Source organism: Vibrio sp. 10N, from assembly GCF_036245475.1.
Taxonomy (GTDB): Bacteria; Pseudomonadota; Gammaproteobacteria; order Enterobacterales; family Vibrionaceae; genus Vibrio.
Genome location: NZ_BTPM01000001.1, coordinates 1,092,107 through 1,113,319 on the forward strand (window position 1 = coordinate 1,092,107; position 21,213 = coordinate 1,113,319).

At 47.9% G+C, this 21,213-nt stretch carries 18 protein-coding genes; 14 read left to right on the top strand and 4 right to left on the bottom strand.

Going from position 1 to position 21,213, the window contains the following annotated elements; all coding sequences use genetic code 11:
- Positions 1–153 precede the first annotated feature (153 nt).
- From AAA946_RS05250 to purF, 7 genes are all read left to right on the top strand, one after another.
- Positions 154–4,413 carry a FimV/HubP family polar landmark protein gene (locus AAA946_RS05250; RefSeq protein ID WP_338163918.1) on the top strand — a complete coding sequence of 1,420 codons (4,260 nt, stop codon included), beginning with the start codon at positions 154–156 and terminating at the stop codon, positions 4,411–4,413.
- Between the two features lie 184 nt (positions 4,414–4,597).
- The gene (gene truA, locus AAA946_RS05255; RefSeq protein WP_042499217.1) at positions 4,598–5,401 is read left to right on the top strand and encodes a tRNA pseudouridine(38-40) synthase TruA; all 804 of its coding nucleotides are present in this window, start codon (positions 4,598–4,600) and stop codon (positions 5,399–5,401) included.
- Positions 5,402–5,576: 175 nt separating this feature from the next.
- Entirely contained in the window at positions 5,577–6,503 is a 927-nt protein-coding gene (gene accD, locus AAA946_RS05260) for an acetyl-CoA carboxylase, carboxyltransferase subunit beta (protein ID WP_338163919.1), read from the top strand.
- A gap of 42 nt (positions 6,504–6,545) precedes the next feature.
- Positions 6,546–7,817 carry a bifunctional tetrahydrofolate synthase/dihydrofolate synthase gene (gene folC, locus AAA946_RS05265; protein WP_338163920.1) on the top strand — a complete coding sequence of 424 codons (1,272 nt, stop codon included), beginning with the start codon at positions 6,546–6,548 and terminating at the stop codon, positions 7,815–7,817.
- A gap of 24 nt (positions 7,818–7,841) precedes the next feature.
- The gene (locus AAA946_RS05270) at positions 7,842–8,384 is read left to right on the top strand and encodes an SPOR domain-containing protein (RefSeq protein WP_338163921.1); all 543 of its coding nucleotides are present in this window, start codon (positions 7,842–7,844) and stop codon (positions 8,382–8,384) included.
- Positions 8,385–8,445: 61 nt separating this feature from the next.
- A complete protein-coding gene (locus tag AAA946_RS05275; protein ID WP_338163922.1) occupies positions 8,446–8,934 on the top strand; it encodes a CvpA family protein in 489 nt (162 codons plus the stop codon).
- Between the two features lie 36 nt (positions 8,935–8,970).
- On the top strand, positions 8,971–10,485 hold the full coding sequence (gene purF, locus AAA946_RS05280; protein WP_338163923.1) for an amidophosphoribosyltransferase: 1,515 nt from the start codon (positions 8,971–8,973) through the stop codon (positions 10,483–10,485).
- 77 nt (positions 10,486–10,562) lie between these two features.
- On the opposite strand, the gene AAA946_RS05285 is transcribed toward purF, so the two are convergent.
- Positions 10,563–11,438 carry a LysR family transcriptional regulator gene (locus AAA946_RS05285; RefSeq protein WP_338163924.1) on the bottom strand — a complete coding sequence of 292 codons (876 nt, stop codon included), beginning with the start codon at positions 11,436–11,438 and terminating at the stop codon, positions 10,563–10,565.
- Positions 11,439–11,793: 355 nt separating this feature from the next.
- On the opposite strand from AAA946_RS05285, the gene AAA946_RS05290 reads away from it, so the two are divergent.
- The 6 genes from AAA946_RS05290 to recR all read left to right on the top strand — a co-directional run bounded on the left by AAA946_RS05290 (position 11,794) and on the right by recR (position 17,537).
- Positions 11,794–12,888 carry a response regulator gene (locus AAA946_RS05290; RefSeq protein WP_338163925.1) on the top strand — a complete coding sequence of 365 codons (1,095 nt, stop codon included), beginning with the start codon at positions 11,794–11,796 and terminating at the stop codon, positions 12,886–12,888.
- A 309-nt stretch (positions 12,889–13,197) separates the two neighbouring features.
- Positions 13,198–13,557: a YbaN family protein gene (locus tag AAA946_RS05295; RefSeq protein ID WP_338163926.1), complete on the top strand. Its 360-nt coding sequence runs from the start codon at positions 13,198–13,200 to the stop codon at positions 13,555–13,557.
- 171 nt (positions 13,558–13,728) lie between these two features.
- A complete protein-coding gene (apt, locus tag AAA946_RS05300) occupies positions 13,729–14,274 on the top strand; it encodes an adenine phosphoribosyltransferase (protein ID WP_338163927.1) in 546 nt (181 codons plus the stop codon).
- Between the two features lie 12 nt (positions 14,275–14,286).
- Positions 14,287–16,464, top strand: a complete 2,178-nt coding sequence (gene dnaX, locus AAA946_RS05305; protein WP_338163928.1) for a DNA polymerase III subunit gamma/tau — start codon at positions 14,287–14,289, stop codon at positions 16,462–16,464.
- Positions 16,465–16,584: 120 nt separating this feature from the next.
- On the top strand, positions 16,585–16,914 hold the full coding sequence (locus AAA946_RS05310) for a YbaB/EbfC family nucleoid-associated protein (protein WP_042474318.1): 330 nt from the start codon (positions 16,585–16,587) through the stop codon (positions 16,912–16,914).
- Between the two features lie 23 nt (positions 16,915–16,937).
- Complete coding sequence (gene recR / locus AAA946_RS05315; protein WP_338163929.1) at positions 16,938–17,537, top strand: recombination mediator RecR; 600 nt, start codon at positions 16,938–16,940, stop codon at positions 17,535–17,537.
- 78 nt (positions 17,538–17,615) lie between these two features.
- Here recR and aqpZ read toward each other — a convergent pair whose 3' ends face one another.
- Both aqpZ and AAA946_RS05325 read right to left on the bottom strand, forming a co-directional pair.
- Positions 17,616–18,311, bottom strand: a complete 696-nt coding sequence (gene aqpZ, locus AAA946_RS05320) for an aquaporin Z (protein WP_338163930.1) — start codon at positions 18,309–18,311, stop codon at positions 17,616–17,618.
- 110 nt (positions 18,312–18,421) lie between these two features.
- Complete coding sequence (locus AAA946_RS05325; RefSeq protein ID WP_338165773.1) at positions 18,422–18,670, bottom strand: YkgJ family cysteine cluster protein; 249 nt, start codon at positions 18,668–18,670, stop codon at positions 18,422–18,424.
- Between the two features lie 137 nt (positions 18,671–18,807).
- Here AAA946_RS05325 and AAA946_RS05330 point away from each other — a divergent pair, with 137 nt between their 5' ends.
- Positions 18,808–19,245 carry a YcgN family cysteine cluster protein gene (locus tag AAA946_RS05330; RefSeq protein WP_112461964.1) on the top strand — a complete coding sequence of 146 codons (438 nt, stop codon included), beginning with the start codon at positions 18,808–18,810 and terminating at the stop codon, positions 19,243–19,245.
- A 76-nt stretch (positions 19,246–19,321) separates the two neighbouring features.
- On the opposite strand, the gene AAA946_RS05335 is transcribed toward AAA946_RS05330, so the two are convergent.
- A complete protein-coding gene (locus tag AAA946_RS05335) occupies positions 19,322–21,196 on the bottom strand; it encodes a BCCT family transporter (RefSeq protein WP_338163931.1) in 1,875 nt (624 codons plus the stop codon).
- Between the last annotated feature and the right edge of the window lie 17 nt (positions 21,197–21,213).

Consider the following 21,213-nt stretch of genomic DNA (forward strand, 5'->3'; position numbering starts at 1 on the left):
TAGGGGCCTTTGTGCTGTTAACCAATGTAAAATTGGTACCGATATCATGCTTGAATCAAGTTTTTTAAAGGCTGAACTATAGTTTTGGACTCAATATCCGATATAGTAACGAGATAATTTTTGTAATCTATATCGCAGACAGCTGAGCCTTCCATGCATCAAATTTTAAAGCCTTTGCTAGTGACGTTAGCACTAGCAGGAGCGACAACATCTTTATCTATCAGCGCTGATACTATTCGATTAACCGGTCCTAACGGCGAGGTCATCTCGGCTCCGCAATATTCGCAACCTGTCCGTCAACTCGCTAACGATGAGAGTAGCGCACCCTCGCGTTATTATGGCCCGACTGCGCAAAATGAAACCTTGTGGTCAATAGCATCTCGTTTTAAGCCAGCAGGTGCGAGTGTTCAGCAAACCATTTATGCCTTCTATGAGCTAAACCCAGGGCAGTTTGAAAAAGGCAATATCCATCAATTATTGCCAGGTAGTGAGCTGCGAATTCCATCCAATGCATTGATTAATCGCGTTGACTTGCAAGAAGCATTGGCGGTGTTGGCGGCACATCAGAACAAACTGAATCAACCTTCGCCAGTGGTGGAAGCTCCGCCACGTCCCGAGCCGAAAAAACCGCAGCCAAAACCAACAGAAGTAGTGACAGCGCCTCCAGTGGCGAAAGCTGAGCCTACGCCTGCCGTAGAAACATCGCCGCAACCTTCGACACCTGAAGTGTCAGCGCCGAAAATTCAAGCCCCCGATGTCACTGAGGCACTTCGCGAAGAGCTGAGTCGCTCAGAGAGTGAACTCCTGTCTTTAGAAGAGCGCAACCACCAACTAAGACTTATGCTGTCTGAAGTTCAGCATGAAGTGGAAGCGTTAAAAACAGAAGTTGATAATGAAGAGCGCATCCGCACGGAAGTTGAGCGTCAGCTCAGTGAGGAAAAGCGTAAGCAAGTAGAAATGGCACGACTGGCACCAAGCCAGCTCGATGTATGGCTTGCTAAGCCTTGGTTTGTGGCATTACTTGCTTTTGTCCCTGCTCTGCTCCTTGGCCTACTTGTTATGGCGCTACTACGTTCGCGTAAACGCCGCAATGATGAGCCTGCTAAGCAGCAACTAACGGACTCTCAGACGGAGACGACAGATAAGTCTGACATGGCTGCCGCTGCTGCTGGTGGTGGCGCCGCTATGGCCGCTGCCGCAGTTGCTAGCGAAGAAGATGATCTGTTTTCAGATGATCTTCTGGCTGGTCTTGACGATGAAACCGAACAAAGTGACAACGAAGAGAGTGATGCGAATGATGTATTTGCTGATCTTGATGAAGCGGACTTTGACTTCAACCTTGATGATGAGGACGACCCGTTTGCGAGTATCGATGACGATGGTGAGTTGGACATTGGTGTTGTTGATCTTGACACCAGTAACAATGGCATCAGCGTCAAAGATGGTGAGAAAGCACTTGGTCTTGAAGAAATGGAGCGCGCTCTGAATGACGTTGCGGTTCCTGGTGATGACGAAGAGTTGGATTTAAACCTATCCGATGACGATACAGACAGCAGCAATGATGTCGTGTCTCAAGACGACCTTGATAGTTTGTTTGCTGACTTTAGTTTAGACACTCAAGGTGCAGCTGAAGAGAATGTTGCTGAAGGCGGGTTGGATGAAGATAGCGCCCTTAACCAAGCGCAAATGGATGAGCTCCTAGCGGGTGACGATTTTGATCTTGATGAAGGGGAGATCGATTTAGACGATCTGTCTGCTGATTCGCCATTAGCATCGCTGGAAAAACTGATTGCAGAGGAAGAGGTCAACAATGCACAGGAAAGTGACGATGCGACAACAAGCTTTGACACTTCACTAGAGAGTGCTGTTTCCGATAGCACGGTTTCTGACAACGTCGATAATGACGATATTGATGATCTGTTTGCGCAGTTCTCGCAAATTGATGCCGAGGCTGAGAACTCAATTAAACCAGACACTGAGAGTGACGATGTCGAGTTACTCGACGAGATGCTCACGGATGACTTTGAGCTCTCGGAGCTTGACGACTCCGATCTAACGCTGGATGAAATGCTATCTGCAGAGCCACCCGCTGCTGGGGATGACGATGAGGTTCAGCTTCTAGCGGATGAAGAAACTGAACTGGATGAAAACAGTACAGAGCTCTTGGATGAGGTGCTGTTTGAGAGCAGCCTATCAAGTAGCAGTGATGAACCATCTGAGGATGACTTCGACCTTGACCCATTCAGTGCGGATAACTTATTAGGCTCTGAAATCAGTGATGATGAAATGGACGCTCTATTTGCGGCGAATGCGCCAGAGCAGACAGCACTAGAATCATCACCTGAAGACACCAACCATGAGGAACTAGCAGATACGCCAATGCAGGACGTGTCGCTAGAGGGTGCTGCCGAGGTGGGTACGTCAACATTGGCAGAGCTAGATAATGAAGATGTCATTTCTTCTGAACATACTGACCTTGATGACGAGCTCCTGTCAGGAGATGAGCTACGCCTTGATGATGAGCCTAATCTTGATGATGAACTGCAGGTGGACGATGCGTTTGATCTTAGTGATGAAACCGACATCGCGCCTGACGTTCAAACAGATGAAGTGGCAGCGGCTGTAAGTGATGCTGAACTGGATGTGCAGCAACCGGAGCTGGAGGCAAGCGAGGCGCTAGATACCGAACTTGAACCGCTTATATCCGATGCGCTTGACCCTGAGCTGCCTGCGTTTGAGGACCATATACCGTCAGAGTTTAATATTGAACCTGAATCGCTCGCGTCAGCACAAGAAGACGAAATGTTTGACGCGCAGGTAGCCGCCGGTCTTGAGGCCGCCACTGAGCCTCATACTGTCGACCCTCAGGCAGAAAAAAGCGCGGAGTCAGATATAGCGTCTAACTCTGAATTTGAATTTGTTCCAGAAATTGAAGGTGGCAGTCAACTTTCTCACGAAGGAGATGACAGCGAACAGGCGCGTAAAGAGCTTGATGCCTTGGTTGCCAATGAATTTGGAGTGCCGTCAGATGATGATTGGCTAGTAGATGAGCCAGTGGCGGATGATGCCGGACCTAGCAGTTTGGACACGCTTGTTGAAACGCCAGATGATGAAGAGGATGCGGAGTTTCTCGCCAATGCACTGCAAAGTGAGTACGGTGAAGAGCAAGCATTTGCTGATGCAGAGGGTGATAACGATGATCAGCCAATGTCTGAGGATTCATCGGATAGCGAGTTAACGTTTGACGATGCTGAACTGCCAGAGTACAGCGAAGAACACGCGTTTGCCGATGCCAATCTCACTCAGGAAAACGTGCAACCTGAGCTGACGGCTGAACCGGCAAGCAAGCTAACTAGTGAAGAGACAGAACATGACTTAACGTTTGATTCTGTTACGGAGCCGGGCGCAAATGGCACCGAAGAAACGAATGACAGTCATGCGTCTGCAGATGAGAGTGCGGAGCCAGCCTCATTGGAGGCACCTGACGCTCCTTTAGAAGATTTTGAGTTCCCTGAGTTTACCGAGCAAGACGCCTTACTTGATCTCGATGAGAGCGATGTTGAGCCGTCAAGTGAGTCAATGGAGCCTGCGGTTCACAGCGCAGAGTTTGAAGAAGCTCTCTCGTTAGAATCACTGCCAGAGTACGATGAGCAACAAGCTGCGATGGACTTGGCGCCGATGCAGGAGCCGGTGGCCGCGACGTCAGAAATGATTGGTGAAACGCTGGATCATTCGGAAATAGATGCGCTTGCCGATGCCTTTAGCATGGTAGACATGTCAGCGATTGAACAAGAAGGCAATCTTGACGAGCTTTTACAAGACAGTGACGGTGCAACATTCTCAAACATCTCGCCTGTAGATCAGACGACGGCAGACAGCGCAGGCCTAGATATTGACGCAATGCTGCAAGAAACCTCTAACTCTGATGCTGGCGAAGATTGGAATGGATTTACGCTGACCGATGAGCAGCGCGCTGCCATCAACAACGATATTCCTGATGAAGAGCAGGCGATTTGGAGTGGTGAAGACGTTGGATCACTTGCGAATGCATCGGATGAAGATTGGTCTTCACAAGATCCTGTGGCTGATTTTGATGGTCAAGAGAAGTCGTTTATGACCATCGATGAGCTCATGGCCCAAGTCGATGATGGAGATGCGGCTGATCAAGAAGAGGAAGAGCTTAAGCTGGATGTCGGCCTTGATGAGTTTCCTGATGTTATTGGGCCTATTTCTGAGGTGGATGTGGATTGCGACTCAGAAGCGGCAGGTAATCTTGATATGGCGAAAATCTATATTGAAATGAATGATTACCAGGGAGCGGTTAAGCTGCTAGAGAAAGTTCTGCTCGAGGGTTCAGGCCAGATTGAGCAAGAAGCGAGGCAGCTATTGAGTAAACTCTCAGAGCATCAATAGAATCGAAAACGGTGGCTTGCCACCGTTTTTTTATCTCAAGCGTTTGCTGCGTCAATCAAAGGTTAAATCCTAAAGGCGCAAAGCATCAAGAAATGACCAAGCTTTCACAGGCTGTGACTTTATACCAAGTAGAGTTGCGTATATACTTTGCCCCCTTTGACAAATCACAGATGCAGAGTTAACTATGAAAGTTGCATTAGGTATTGAATATAACGGTGAAAAATACTTCGGCTGGCAAAGACAGCGCGAAGTTACCAGTGTTCAAGAAAAACTGGAAAAGGCGCTATCTATTGTTGCCAATGAACCTATAGAGGTTCAGTGTGCGGGGCGTACCGACGCCGGTGTACACGGTACAGGGCAAGTGGTGCACTTTGAAACATCTGCGATCCGAAAGCCTGTTGCTTGGACGATGGGCGTTAATGCAAACCTACCTAAAGACATTGCGGTACGCTGGGCAAAAGAAGTCCCAGAAGCGTTCCATGCACGCTTTTCTGCAACCGCTCGTCGCTATCGTTATGTGATCTTCAATCACGATTTACGTCCTGGAATTTTATCTTCTGGTATCAGTCATTATCATGGCGACTTGGATGTAGAAAAAATGCATCAAGCAGGGCAGTACCTACTTGGTGAAAATGATTTCACGTCCTTTCGTGCCGTGCAGTGTCAATCTCGTAGCCCTTGGCGCAATATCATGCACTTAAACGTGACTCGCCACGGCCCTTACGTGGTGATTGATATTAAAGCGAACGCCTTTGTCCATCATATGGTGCGAAACATTACCGGTAGCTTGATTGTGGTCGGTAGAGGTGAGCAGCCACCTGAGTGGATAGAGTGGTTACTAGCACAAAAAGATCGCAAACTGGCTGGCGCTACGGCTAAAGCTGACGGTCTGTATTTGGTCGACGTCGACTATCCAGATGAGTACCAGCTCCCAGAAATGCCAATTGGTCCGCTATTTTTGCCGAATGATTTGAACTCTGGTTGGTAACTAGGTTCCAAACAGTGAAAAGTTAGCGTGATCAAGAGTTATGGCTTGGTCACAAGGATAGGTACAACCAGTTTTTTATCTACAGTTTGGCTGTAATATGGTTTAATCCCACGGCATTAATTAGAATTTCACACTTTCGCCATATTGGCGGGGGTAACAAGAGAAAAGGTCTTCCATGAGTTGGCTTGAAAAGATTTTAGAAAAAAGCAACATCGTTAGCTCGCGCAAAGCATCTATCCCAGAAGGTATCTGGACTAAATGTACTTCATGTGAGCAAGTACTTTATCACGCAGAACTAGAGCGTAACCTTGAGGTTTGCCCTAAGTGTAACCACCACATGCGAATGAAAGCACGTCGTCGTCTAGAAACGTTCTTAGACGAAGGTAACCGTGTTGAACTGGCAACTGAGCTTGAGCCTCAAGATAAGCTTAAGTTTAAAGACTCTAAGCGTTACAAAGAGCGCCTTTCTACCGCACAGAAAAACAGTGGCGAGAAAGACGCGCTGGTTGTCATGCAAGGTGAACTACTAGGTCAACCTGTTGTGGCGTGTGCATTTGAGTTCTCCTTCATGGGTGGCTCGATGGGTTCTGTAGTTGGTGCTCGCTTTGTACGCGCCGTAGAAGCTGCAATGGAAAACAACTGTGGCCTTGTCTGTTTCTCAGCAAGTGGCGGCGCGCGTATGCAAGAGGCGCTAATGTCGCTAATGCAGATGGCGAAAACCAGTGCTGCACTTGAGCGTCTATCGCAAAAAGGCCTGCCGTTTGTGTCAGTGATGACAGACCCAACGATGGGCGGTGTATCAGCGAGTCTAGCCATGCTAGGTGACATCAACATCGGTGAGCCAAAAGCACTGATTGGTTTTGCGGGTCGTCGTGTTATCGAACAAACGGTTCGTGAAGATCTTCCAGAAGGCTTCCAGCGTAGTGAGTTCCTGCTAGAGCATGGTGCGATTGATATGATTGTTGATCGTCGTGAAATGCGTCAGCGCGTTGGCAGCATGCTAGCGAAAATGACCAACCAAGCGTCACCACTTGTGGTCTCTGTGGAAGATTCTCCACAAGAACCTACATATGAAGTACCAGAAGCGGACGAAAAAGGGTAAAGTACTCACTAAGTTATCAAACGTTAACATATTGACGGCTAAATGAGTTCACAATCCATTCCACAAGCCACATCTTCACTACAGGTGTGGCTTGATTACTTAACCAGTATCCATACCAGTGCCATTGATCTTGGCCTAGACCGAGTGTCCGTCGTGGCGCAAAAAGGTCAACTTACCAAACCTGCTCCTACTGTTATCACCGTTGCCGGCACTAATGGCAAGGGATCGACTTGTGCATTGATGGAAGCCATTTTGCTTGATGCAGGCTACTCCGTGGGTGTATACAGCTCACCGCACTTAATTCGCTACAACGAACGTGTTCGTATTAACGGCCAAGAGCTGCCAGATGAGTCTCACACTCAGGCTTTTGCCTATATTGAACAGCTGCGTGGTGATGTTAGCCTGAGCTTTTTTGAGTATGCGACCTTGGCCGCTCTCAAGCAGTTCCAAGAACAGAAAGTTGAAGTCGTACTTTTAGAGGTTGGTCTTGGTGGTCGACTCGATGCGACGAATGTTGTCGACCATGATGTGTCAGTGATTACGAGTCTTGCAGTGGATCATGTTGACTGGTTAGGGGATGACATTAACGTTATCGGTTTTGAAAAGGCGGGCATTTATCGCGCGGGTAAACCAGCGATTTGTGGTCAACCAAAGCCACCAGCAACAGTGCCAGCGCATGCTGACGATATTGGTGCAGAGTTCTATCAAACTGGCATTCAATTTGACTACACGCAAACTTCAGACTCCACTTGGAGCTGGCAACACGGCACCTTTGCTTTAGAAGACTTGCCTATCCCAGTATTACCCCTGATGAATGCGAATACCGCGTTGATGGCACTGGGTACAGCCAATCTTGATATTACCGATATTAACATCGTCAACGGTCTTAAAAACGCTCGCTTGGCAGGGCGTATGCAGGTAATGGAAGGTACACCGACAACTATTCTCGATGTCGCGCATAACCCGCATTCGGCAGAGTACCTTGTTACTCAGCTTAATCGCTTGCATCCCAACACTCGATTTAAAGTCGTGATAGGTATGCTGCACGACAAAGATATTGCCGAAACCATTCGAGTTTTGAATCCCCTGACAGAGCATTGGTATCCTGCATCATTAAGCGGCCCAAGAGCGGCCTCTGCGGATGAGCTATGCACGCATCTTGATTCCAACCAAACTTTAACCCGATATGATTCGCCAGTTTCAGCCTATGAGGCAGCCAAATCGGACGCCAAATCAGACGATCTGATTCTGGTTGTGGGGTCGTTCCATACGGTTGGTGAGGTGCTGGCACACTGCAGTGGATCAGGCTGCTAAGCAAATACGAATCTAGGAGAAATCATGGCGAGTAAATTCCAAAGCCGTTTAGTGGGTACCATCGTACTGGTGGCGGTCGGGGTGATTATCCTGCCTGACCTGCTTGATGGTAAAAAGCTGCACTACAAAGAAGAATTTGCCAGCATTCCATTAAAGCCAGAAATCAACGCCGATGTGGAATCGTTTGAGGTGCTAGAGCCCGAAGAGGACATCTCAGTGCTTCCAGAAGCGCCTGTGCAAGCGACAGTCGGTGAAGACGTGGTCGAAGAGCCAGAGGCCGATGTAGTGGCAGTAAAGGCACAAGAGGTTCCTGAGCGCAACGATTACGCCGATAGTGCTTGGATCATTCAATTGATGGCATTAAAAAACGCCGACAATGCACACGCCTTAGTGAAAGATCTGCAAAAGCGCGGTTATCAAGCTCACGTGAAGCAGGAGGAGACCTTTACTCGAGTAATTATTGGTCCTGATGTTTCAAAAAGTAAATTAGAGAAGCAATTGATTGAATTGGAGCAAATTACCGGCTCAAGAGGTCAACTGCTCAAATTTAAACCACTAAATCCATAAGAAAACGTTTGCGTCGCGTATTTTTCTGTTAAAATGCGCGCCAACTTGAGATGAAGAATTCATGAATTGGTTAGATTTTGTCATTTTGGGTGTGATTGGGCTATCGGCCTTGATCAGTTTAGTTCGCGGTTTTGCCAAAGAGGCAATGTCGCTTTTGATATGGTTTGGCGCGTTCTTTATCGCCAGCCAGTACTACGCAAAACTTGCGGTGTACTTTACTAATATCGAAGACGACATGTTTCGTAATGGCGCCGCAATCGCTGCCTTGTTTGTTGCGACTTTGATTGTCGGAGCTCTCATTAACTATGTCATAGGGCAGTTGGTTCAGAAAACGGGACTCTCGGGTACAGACAGAGTACTGGGTATCGTATTTGGCGGTTTGCGAGGAGTGCTTATCGTCTCAGCGGTACTGTTCTTTGTTGATACCTTTACCACGCTGAACAACAGCGAGTGGTGGGAAACCTCAGAACTGGTTCCACACTTTAAATTGGTCATTGAGCCGTTTTTTGAACACATCGAAGCAACTTCTAGTTTCTTGTCTGGCGCTTAGCGGCGCCAGCTAATGTCGCAAATCGAGGATTAGGACATGTGTGGTATTGTTGGAATCGTTGGCTCTACGCCTGTGAATCAGTCTATCTATGACGCTTTGACCGTTTTACAGCATCGTGGCCAAGATGCCGCTGGTATTGTTACCATAGAAAGCAATCGTTTTCGTCTGCGTAAGGCGAATGGTCTAGTTAAAGACGTTTTTGAAGCGAAGCACATGCAGCGCCTCCAAGGTAACGTAGGTATTGGACATGTTCGCTACCCGACAGCTGGCAGCTCTAGCGCTTCTGAAGCGCAGCCATTCTACGTAAACTCTCCGTTTGGTATTACCCTGGCACACAATGGTAACCTCACCAACGCACACGAAGTTCGTGAAAAGTTGTTTGAGAAAGATCGTCGTCACGTCAATACGACATCGGATTCAGAAGTGCTGCTGAACGTTCTTGCGCACGAAATTGATACCGTCAAAGGTAATGTGACATCGGATGACGTGTTCCGTGCAGTGACTAACGTGCACCGTGCCATTAAAGGTGCTTACGCCGTAGCAGCGATGATCATCGGGCACGGTATGATTGCATTTCGTGATCCAAATGGCATTCGTCCTCTTTGCTTGGGTAAACGTGAAGTAGCAGGCAAAACTGAGTACATGGTGGCATCAGAGTCGGTTGCACTTGATGCGGTAGGTTTTGATTTTGTACGTGACGTTGCGCCAGGTGAAGCGATTTACGCGACATTTGATGGTGAGCTATTCACACGCCAATGTGCAGACAACCCTTCACTAAACCCTTGTATCTTTGAATTCGTTTACTTTGCGCGTCCAGATTCATTCATCGATAAGATTTCGGTATACAGTGCTCGCGTTGAAATGGGTAAGAAGCTTGGTGAGCGCATTAAAGATGAATTCGCAGATCTAGATATCGACGTTGTTATCCCTATTCCAGAGACATCTTGCGATATCGCACTGCAAATTGCTCAAGCGATTGATAAACCTTATCGTCAAGGTTTCGTTAAGAACCGTTACGTAGGCCGCACCTTCATCATGCCTGGTCAACAACAGCGTAAGAAGTCAGTACGTCGCAAGCTCAATGCTATCCGCTCTGAGTTTAAAGGTAAGAACGTACTGCTCGTTGATGATTCTATCGTTCGTGGCACAACATCAGAGCAGATCATTGAGATGGCTCGTGACTCTGGTGCTAACAAAGTGTACATGGTATCGGCTGCGCCAGAAGTTCGTTTCCCGAACGTATATGGTATCGATATGCCAAGTGCTAATGAACTTATTGCACACGGCCGCGATAATGATGCAATCTGTAAGCAAATTGGTGCTGATGCGCTTATCTACCAAACAGTTCCAGACCTTTTGGAAGCGGTGGGTCTGGGCAATCCAGATGTTAAACAGTTCGAAGCTTCAGTGTTCAATGGTGAGTATGTGACTGGCGATATCGATCAGTCCTACTTGGATTACCTTGATTCATTGCGTAACGATGATGCGAAAGTCCAGCGCGATATTCAGCAAGACTTGGCTAACTTAGAGCTTCATAACGAAGGTATCTAAGCCGCTTTTCTAAGAGAAGCAAAGAAGCACGCACAAAAAAACCAGAGCCTCGGCTCTGGTTTTTCTTATCTAGCGAATTAATGAAGTGCGTAGTCGATGACAAAATCGATAAACAAACGCACTTTTTCTGGCAAATGATCTTTATGATTGTAGAGCATGTAGATGTCACGCGGGTTGGCGCTCCACTCTGGTAAAATTCGCACCAAATCACCATTGTCGATGTGCTCTTGAATCATCACATCTGGCATCAAGGTAATACCCAGTCCAGCCGAGCAGGCGCGGCGCACAACATTGAGGCTGTTGGCTTCAAATCGTGCCTTAGTATTGTTGATGATAGACTCGCCACTGACGTTCTTAAGTTGCCATTTAATCAGTGGCGCACCTTTGAGTAGTCGATGAGACGAAAGCTCTTCAGCATGTTTTGGCTCGCCATGCTTTGCTAAGTACTCTGGGGTTGCGATCAAAACATCTTTGACTGTGCTGAGTTTGCGGGCAATAAGGCTAGAGTCGCGCTGCGGTCCAACGCGGAAGATGACATCCCACTCGGTTGGGTCTAGCTGATCGGCGTGGTTGCTCATCGTCAAATCAAGACTGATATCAGGGTATTGAGCCATAAAGTCATTGAACATAGGCATCATCAAACGTTTGGTGAGGTTTGATGGTGAGGAAATCTTCAGTTTACCCGATGCCCCTTTACACTCGTCGGCAATTTCTTCTGACGTAGACGTTAGTCGTTGCAGTAAAGGTGAGCACTCATTGTAAAAGCGCTCGCCCGCTTCGGTGAGTGACAGTTTGCGCGCATGACGATTAAGCAAGCGAAGGTTCAACGAATCCTCTAGTGCCTGAATGCGTCGAGTAATTGTTGCAACAGGTATCATGGTCTTACGAGAAGTTGCTGTATAACTCCCATTTTCCACAACAAGTCGGAACAGATTTAAATCATCGAGTTTCATATATTCAACTATTTGTAATTATTGGTTTTCAATATAGCCCAAAACTTGAAAAAGCCCTCTGTTTTCCAGTCAGACCGTCTCAAGTTCATTCGCTTATTCAGGCAGTAAATATTGGGAAATCAGCGAATTGAACACTTTTATAGCAAAACCGAGAGCACAAGATAATGCCACAATTGGGGGCATTTGTATAAAAATGGATTTCTGCCTACAGTTAAAGTACTCAGGAATGGAGTATGTCCTGTTTTCAATAGTCAATGAATTGCATCATTGTAGCGTTTCCTTACGATACGACGTTTGATGTAAACCAAAAATAATAACAATTACACGCTCAATGGAATTTGTGAGGCGTAGTCTTATGTCTAAAACTGACAGTCAAGTTGCTGTGGCTATCGAGCAGCAACACAGTGCTAGGGTGATGGTCGTTGACGATGACCCAGTATTTAGAAGTGTAACCAGAAAGTTCCTGGAAGCGATTGGTCACCAAGTTGTTGAGGCCGGTGATGGCCTTGAAGCCCTCAAAATGCTTGGTGAAGTTCAGCCTGATCTTGTTCTCTGTGATTTGGCGATGCCGCTTTTGACCGGCATGGAGTTTACTGAAGAGGTGAGAGTGGAGTATCCGTCGCTGCCAGTGATCGTGATTTCAGCAACTGGGGATATGGGCGATGTAGCAAAAGCATTGCGAATGGGGGTGAAAGACTTCCTAACCAAGCCACTAAGTGACTATCGCTATTTGGCAGAGGCCATAGAGGTTGTGCTTGAAGAGAGCTCGAGCGCGGCCGAACAATCGGACTTTGTGAGCCGTTGGTTTCGATTGGATGATGAAAGTAACGATGGAGAGCAGCAAGAGCAAGAGCTTCATTGGCATCTGGAGTACTTACAGCAAAACCCCAACGCAGCGAGAGAGCTACTGACGGCGCTTCTACCAGAAAAAGATTCTTCGCTAGGGGCTTGGCGCAGCAGCTACCGACTATTGCAATCGGCGAGTAGCTTGCCATTGGTATTCGACTATAGCTGGCTGATGAGTGGGCAATTGGCATTTTACTTAGTTGATGCTGATTCGGCCGACCAAGGCGGAGTAGCCAGTACACTTCTAGTGCGAACTTTGTTTGATGATTATGTGCGTCGTTTGCAGCACAACACAGTGGATCTCAAAGGGTTGGCGCGAAACCTAGAAAAGGGCATGGCATGTTCTAATGGAACAAGTACTGTTGAGGCACTGTTTGGTACCATTGATCTCTCCGAGGGTTCCGTGTCTATTTTGCCGGCTGGACTCGATTGTCGCTGGGATAATGGCCAGGCGCATTTTAATATCGCTGGAGGCAAGCGACTGGGAGATAACTGCTTGAGTAACTTTATGACTAAAGATCTAGCGCTACATGAGGCGGGCAAACTGACCCTGAATCGTATTGGTTCTAGCAGTTTCAGTTGGGACATCAGCTTGATGGTTTGAATGCCACGACACGAGGGATAATACCCCCACAATTAATCGGTTTTTGATGGAATGTAATTGAGTTATAGTGAAAATGTTAACGCTTTGGGAGGCAATTGCCTCCCTTTTTAGTACACTTTTTCAGCCCAACCCAAGAGTTAAAGTCATGTCCGATCAAGAATTCAAAGAACCTTACAACATTTTTTACTTTTTAGGCTTTATTGCTGCATTGCTAATCCCAACGCTTCCCGCTACTCTGACATGGATTAGAGTAATGAACGGGTACGCAGGTTTTTGACCAGAACGAATTTAACCACTGTAAAGCGTCTAATGTGGAATACAGTGGGTGGTATTTCTGTTGTTTTAGGTGTGGTTGGCATCGCTCTTCCTCTGTTACCAACGACACCTTTTCTCCTACTGGCTAGTGCGTGTTTTTTTCGTGGTAGTCCCGCCTTTCATCAATGGCTACAGTCGCACCCCAAACTTGGGCCAGTGATTACCGACTGGGAGCAAGACCGCTGCGTGACCAAAACGGTTAAGCGCCGAGGTGCATTGCTTATTATCGCCAGTTTTTCCCTGTCCATTTTTGTCGTTGAACCGCTTTGGTTAAAACTTATGCTGTTAACGCTGTTTGTTGTTACTTTTACCTTCTTTTTGCGGATTCCTGTGAAACCGCCCGTTGCTGAATAGCGCGAAAATCACTAACATTAGAAGGTTGTCTGCCCACCTTAGATGTGGGCGTTTTACTTAATACCTACAGAATGAACGTATCTAGCTAGTTGCCGTTGATTTGACACGCGACAAGCTTAGACCCGTACTCTGCACGACAGGCACCCAAAGACCTTTCCAGAGATCAATACTATGACTATCGATAAAATTTCCCTTATCAAAGCAAGCATCAAAAGCATTCCAGATTACCCAAAACCGGGGATCTTGTTCCGTGACGTGACCAGTCTGATGGAAGATGCGGCGGCGTATAAAGCGACAATTGAGCTAATGGTAGAGAAATACAAAGACCAAGGCTTTACTAAAATTGTTGGTACAGAAGCGCGTGGCTTCCTGTTTGGTGCACCGTTAGCGCTTGAGCTAGGTTTGGGTTTTGTTCCGGTTCGTAAGCCAGGTAAATTGCCGCGCGAAACGGTAGGACAGTCTTATGAACTAGAGTATGGCATGGACACCCTGGAAATTCACACAGACGCTATTGTTGAAGGCGATAAAGTGCTGATGGTGGACGACCTACTGGCGACTGGCGGCACGATTGAAGCAACAACTAAGCTGATTCGTCAGCTAGGTGGTGAAGTCGCACACGCTGCATTTGTTATTAACCTGCCAGAGATTGGTGGTGATAAGCGACTTGAAGCGCTAGGTATCGATGTATACAGCCTGTGTGAATTTGAAGGTCACTAATTAGGACGCCTCATGAGTTATCTCGCGTTAGCCAGAAAATGGCGACCAAAGAAATTTTCTGAAGTAGTAGGGCAAGCGCATGTGCTTACTGCTCTTGAGAATGCCTTAGACCAAAATCGACTTCATCACGCTTATCTGTTCAGTGGTACGCGTGGTGTGGGTAAAACTACGATAGGCCGATTGTTTGCTAAAGGCTTGAATTGCGAAACCGGTATCACTGCGACGCCGTGTGGCGAATGTTCGAGTTGTAAGGAAATCGATGAAGGGCGCAGCGTTGATCTGTTAGAGATTGATGCCGCTTCTCGCACTAAGGTAGAGGATACTCGTGAGCTCCTGGACAATGTTCAGTACAAGCCTGCGCGTTCGCGCTTTAAGGTTTACCTGATCGACGAAGTGCACATGCTCTCTCGTCATAGCTTTAACGCACTGCTGAAAACGCTAGAAGAGCCGCCAGAGTATGTGAAGTTCTTGTTGGCGACGACCGATCCTCAGAAACTGCCGATGACCATTTTATCGCGTTGTCTGCAGTTTCATCTCAAGCCGATTACGGTTGATAACATTCATCAGCAGCTCGAGCATGTGTTGAGCCATGAAAACGTCGCGCAGGAACACAGAGCCTTGTCGCTACTGGCTCATGCCGCTGACGGCAGTATGCGTGATGCATTAAGTTTGACCGACCAAGCTATTGCACTGGGTAACGGGCATGTGAACACCGAGGTTGTGAGCCAAATGCTAGGCACCCTCGATACTGCTCAAGCATTGCAATTACTTGATGCCATCGTAACGGGCGATGCTCAGCAAGTGATGACGACGTTATCGGCATTAGCGGATAACGGCGTTGATTGGGATGTTTTGCTGTCCGAGTTAGCGACGCAGTTACATCGTATCGCTATGGCTCAAGCGCTTCCAACCAGTATTGACGGAGACGTCGCAGATGGTGACAAAGTGCGCCATCTTGCCAGTGTATTGCCTGCGACAGATGTACAGCTCTACTACCAGATTACGTTGAAAGGTCGCCAAGATTTGCCATTTTCACCGTCGCAACGAGTTGCGGTGGAAATGACGTTGCTCAGAATGTTGGCCTTTAGACCTGTCGCCCAACTTCAAGCGAGCGAAATTACAGCTGCGCCTTCACAAGCGGTGTCAGTAGCGGCAACGAATCACGTACCGCCGCAGCCTGCACCGGTTGAAACTATGTCGACTCCACCAATGTCACATACGCAAAGTGCGCCGCAGTACGCTGGTTCAATTCCTCAGTACGAGGAGAGTCCTGAACCGTACATTGATACTTCGCAAATGAGTGCGCCGCCAAGTGCATCTGGTCACGCACCGTTAAGAGCATCGCAAGGGGCACCTCAGCGCTCAGCACCAGCCGCTCACCCGCCGCAGAACCAAGCGCCGCAGCACCAAGTTGAACCCACTCAGACTTCGTCTACGGGTCAGCCGCAAAGCGCACCAACGCGCCCTGCAGGTGGTTTGCGTCATCAACTTCGTTCTCGCAGGCAGTCGACAGGGCAAAATACGTCAAGCTCTGGAGCGACCCCTGGAAAAAAGCCTAAAGCGTCATCTGAACCAAGCTCTGTATTAGAGCGAGTTGCTATGCGCACTCAGGGGCGAGCACCAAGCTCGGCTCAGGTGTCAGATGTCGCGGCGCAACAAGCGCAACAACCGACCTCGAATGAGCCATATCAATGGCGCCCTTCGAACAATGCAGCTTTGCAGCAGAGCGAACCGACGATTAAACCGTCGACGCTAAAAAAAGCGTTAGAGCATGAGAAAACGCCAGAGATGGCGAAACGCTTGACCGCTGAGGCCGCCGCACAAGATATGTGGGCGGAAATGATTGAGAAACTTGAAGTGGGTAAGCTGGTTCAGCAGCTTGCGCTTAACTCGATTTACAATATAGATGGCACTTCAATTCAACTTGGATTAAGACCGACCCACGCGCATTTAAACTCGGATAAAAACCAATCCGAACTACTCGCAGGGTTAAATGTCTTATTACAACAAGAGTGTCATTTGTCGATTGAGATCTCTGAGCAAGGCACAACGCCACTGGAGCTACGTGAGCATTTGTATCAGCAAAAGCTTACCGATGCGGCGCAAAGCTTGCACACCGATCCCAACGTGCAGTTCATGTTGACGCGCTTTGCAGCGCAACTGGACGAAGAGAGTATTAGACCGCTATAAGCCGCTCGCGGACAGAGCCAATGCCCTTGTGGCTAGCGGCTTTGTCGGTGGGTAGGGGTTGCATTTGATGAATGAGACCCCATGTTATTAATTGAACTATGAATAAACCGAGAGAAACCTATGTTTGGTAAAGGTGGTATGGGCAACCTGATGAAGCAAGCCCAGCAAATGCAAGACCGCATGCAAAAGCTTCAAGAAGAAATCGCGAACATGGAAGTAACTGGCGAGTCTGGTGCTGGCCTTGTTAAGGTGACTATCACTGGTAGCCACAGCACGCGTCGTGTCGAAATTGACGAGAGTCTAATGGAAGACGACAAAGAGATGCTAGAAGACTTGATTGCAGCAGCATTCAACGACGCAGCTCGTCGTGTTGAGGAAACTCAAAAGGAAAAAATGGCGTCAGTAACTGGTGGTATGCAACTTCCACCAGGCATGAAAATGCCTTTCTAATTGGAAGATTAGAGACATAATTAATGCGAACTAGCCATATGCTGGAGCATTTGATGGAGGCCTTGCGATGCTTACCTGGGGTGGGTCCCAAATCAGCACAACGCATGGCCTTTCATTTGTTACAGCGTGACCGAAAAGGTGGCCTACAGCTGGCCGACGCACTCTCTAGTGCCATGACCGAGATAGGTCATTGTCAGCAGTGCCGAACCTTTACGGAAGAAGAAATTTGTCACATCTGCAACAACCCAAAACGCAAAGAGAACGGTCAATTGTGTGTGGTGGAAAGCCCTGCGGATATTGCAGCGGTTGAAGCAACAGGTCAGTTTTCTGGTCGTTACTTTGTTTTAATGGGGCATTTGTCACCGCTCGATGGTATCGGTCCTAGTGATATCGGCTTAGATGTTTTGGATTACCGTTTGAGACAAGGTGACATCGGAGAAGTGATTCTCGCCACCAATCCAACGGTAGAAGGCGAGGCGACGGCACACTATATTGCTGAGCTTTGTCATGAACACCAAGTGTCGGCCAGTCGAATTGCTCACGGTGTGCCTGTTGGCGGTGAGCTTGAATTAGTCGATGGCACAACATTGTCACACTCTTTGATGGGGCGACAAAAGATCTAAGCTCTTGTGCAGACGAACAGCAATGTCAAAGGCGCGATTTATCGCGCCTTTATTGTTTCTGGCTGCGCAGAAGTGGGCTTAGTCACTGTTATTGCTGATTAGAGAGCGATACACCCAAGCACCAATGATGGCACCAATAATTGGAGCTACCCAAAATAGCCACAATTGAGCGATGGCCCAATCGCCTACGTAGAGAGCAACGCCGGTACTTCTTGCTGGGTTTACTGAAGTGTTAGTCACTGGAATGCTGATAAGGTGAATAAGCGTTAAGCAAAGACCAATGGCAATAGGGGCGAAGCCTTGCGGTGCCCTGCTGTCGGTGGCCCCCATGATGACCAGCAGAAACATAGCAGTCATGACAACTTCTGTAACCAAGGCTGAGTTTAAAGAATATTGTCCAGGGGAGTGTTCACCGTAGCCATTGGATGCAAACCCTGAGCTGACGGCATCAAAGCCAGCTTGGCCTGATGCTATTACATAAAGCACGCCACCGGCTAAGACACCCCCTATCACTTGCGCGATGATATATGGCAACAACTCTTTGGCATCAAAGCGACCACCCGCCCACAAACCGATACTCACAGCTGGGTTGAGGTGACAGCCTGAAATGTGGCCTACGGCAAATGCCATCGTTAATACGGTGAGGCCAAACGCAAGCGAGACGCCAAGTAAGCCAATGCCGACGTCAGGGAAGGCTGCTGCTAATACAGCACTGCCGCAGCCGCCAAGTACTAACCAAAATGTGCCAAACAGCTCTGCCAAATATTTGTTCATCTCAGATACCCTATGCTTAGGAGGTTTATCTGACCATAGTCTATTTGGCGAAAATCGCGAATCGGATAGAGGGGGAAGTCCCTAGGAAATGAAGCGAAAGCGAGGCTGCGCTAAGTCAAACGCTCTAACTCTAGAATGTTTTCTAACGCTTTACGATCATTGTCTCCGCAGACGTCAGGGCAGGCTTTGAAGCGCAAGCAAACGTCGGGACGTTCAGGCTTACCAAACAATTTACAAAGGTTGTTTTCATCAAGTTGAACGCAGCGTACGCCACTCGGTTTGCCATTTGGCATACCAGGAATAGCAGAAGAAATACTTGGGGCGATACAACACGCACCGCAGCCTAATCGACAATCCATCTTAACACCCTCGATAATGAAGGCGGCGAGTTTACCAGATGCGCTAGAATTGTACATATGTGAATCATGCATCAATGCTTGCAGTTTTTAGCCTCTAGAGGTATAAAACGCGTCCAATGATGAAAAGGGTAACACGAATGAGCAATGCGTTTTGGGAAACCACGCCACTTGAAGAAATGAGCGAATCACAATGGGAATCTCTATGTGACGGTTGCGGTAAATGTTGCCTGCATAAACTCATGGATGAAGATAGCGATGAAGTTTACTACACCAATGTTGCTTGTAGCTGGCTTAACAGCAAAACGTGCTCGTGCAAAGACTACCCGAATCGTTTTGAATCAGGCGAAGAGTGCTTGAAGCTCACTCGCGACAAAATCAGTGAGTTCAACTGGCTACCAGAGACCTGCTCTTACCGTTTGCTTTCAGAAGGTAAGTCGATCCCTGAGTGGCACCCTCTGATCACCGGTTCTAAGTCAGCGATGCACGCGGCAGGCGAAAGTGTTCGCAACAAAGTCGTGTATGAAATTGATGTTGTTGACTGGGAAGACCACATTATCAATCACCCTTCACGCTAGTTGTCGATGGTGAGGTTTCATCCAATAAAAAAGCAGGCTAGACAGCCTGCTTTTTTGATTTTTAGTCATCGATAATTTAAGCACCAGCACACACTTCAGTAAAGCGTGAGCGAGCATCTTGCGCCGCTAGCGATGATTGCTCTTTGTGGTCTTGTGCTTCAGTGAGTGCACATAGCGCTTCTTCGAGCTGTTGTTGGAGTTCTTCAGGGATCGCTTTGTTTTCGTCTGAAGAATGCTCAAGTGCGTAGGCGCGGATGCGTTTTTTCACTTTAAACAGTGTTTGCATTGCCGCGCGCTCTTCGTCGGCGGCGACTTGTGCAACGTCGCGGCATTTCTCAAAATGTGCCAACGCAACACCTTCATGAGACCAAGGATCAAACTCAGGCAGATCTTCAATATTGATGGTTGGCTCGACGTAATCTTCTTGGTGACGAATGTCCAGCGTCGTGGCTTTCACGGCAGAAATCATCAGCATCACAGCGATACCAAGTAGCGGCAGACCGCCAACAATGGCAGCGGTTTGCAGTGTACTTAATCCACCTAAGAACATCAGTACCGCAGGCATAAAGCTTAGCGTGAATGCCCAGAATAGACGGTTCCAACGCATCGGCTCTTGGGTCACATCTTTTTGCACCACAGACGCCAGAATATAAGAGATAGAGTCGAACGTGGTTGCGGTAAAAATTATACACAGCAGCGTGAATAGTAGAATGATGAACCAAGAGAATGGCAGCTCCGAAAGCATCGAGAAGATCGCTTTAGTTGCGCCGTGTTCATTCAAAATACTGACAATGTCGAGTTGTCCAGAAAGCTGCAGCGACAAGCCATAGTTGCCTAGGATAATAAAGAACAAGAAGCAGCCGCATGAACCAAAGAATAGCGAGCCTGCGACCATTTGCTTGATGGTGCGTCCTCGTGAAATTCTGGCCACAAACAGCCCCATACTTGGTGCAAATACTAACCACCAAGCCCAATAGAAAATAGTCCAGTCTTGTGGAAAATGGGTATCATCAAAGCTGCCGTAGCCACCGAAAGGCTCCGCCCATGTTGCCATCACAAAGAAGTTCGACATCATGCGGCCGATTGAGTCTAGGCCAGTCTCCAGGATGAAAATGGTTGGACCCAGCAGCAAAACGACAGCGAGCAATAGCATCGCCCCCCAGAAGTTGATGTTGCTGAGGATCTTGATGCCTTTTTCCATACCCGCGAACGAAGAGTAAGCAAAAATTGCAGTACAGATAGCTAACACACCAATTTGGGTATAAGTCGTTTGTGGCAAGCCAAACAGAACACTCAGACCTTCACTGATAAGCGGTGCCGCCAGACCCAAAGTCGTTGCTGCGCCGCCAAGAAGACCGAAAATGAACAACACATCAATCAATTTACCCAGCGCGCCATTGGTATGTTTCTCGCCAATGACGGGAATAAGTGCGCTCGATACCTTAAGTGCAGGCTGCTTACGAACATAGAAGAAGTAAGCGATAGGCAGTGCAGGGATCAGGTAGATTGCCCAAGCGATAGGCCCCCAGTGGAAGATGCCGTAGGTTGCAGCCCAGCGGATCGCTTCTTCACTGCCTGGCTCTAGTTGAAAGGGTGGGGACTGATAGTAGTATGCCCATTCAATGCAGCCCCAGTACAGGATACTGGCACCGATACCGCCACAAAACAGCATGGCAGCCCAAGATGAGGTCTTAAACTCCGGAGCTTCGTCAGGATCACCGAGTTTGATTTGGCCAATATCGCTGAAAATGATGAATATCATGAAAAAGAGGGCAGCGAGACCAAGTGCTAGATATAGGAAACCGAACTTGTCGGTCATAATCAGTTTTGCTTGTGCAATGATGTCAGCGCCTTGCTCTGGGAAGAGGATCAGCGGAATGATGACTGCGAGTAAAAGAGCGATAGCCCCAAAAAAGGTCGGCTTATCAATGAGTTTAAAGTAACGTTCCATTCGATGTTTTCTAAGTC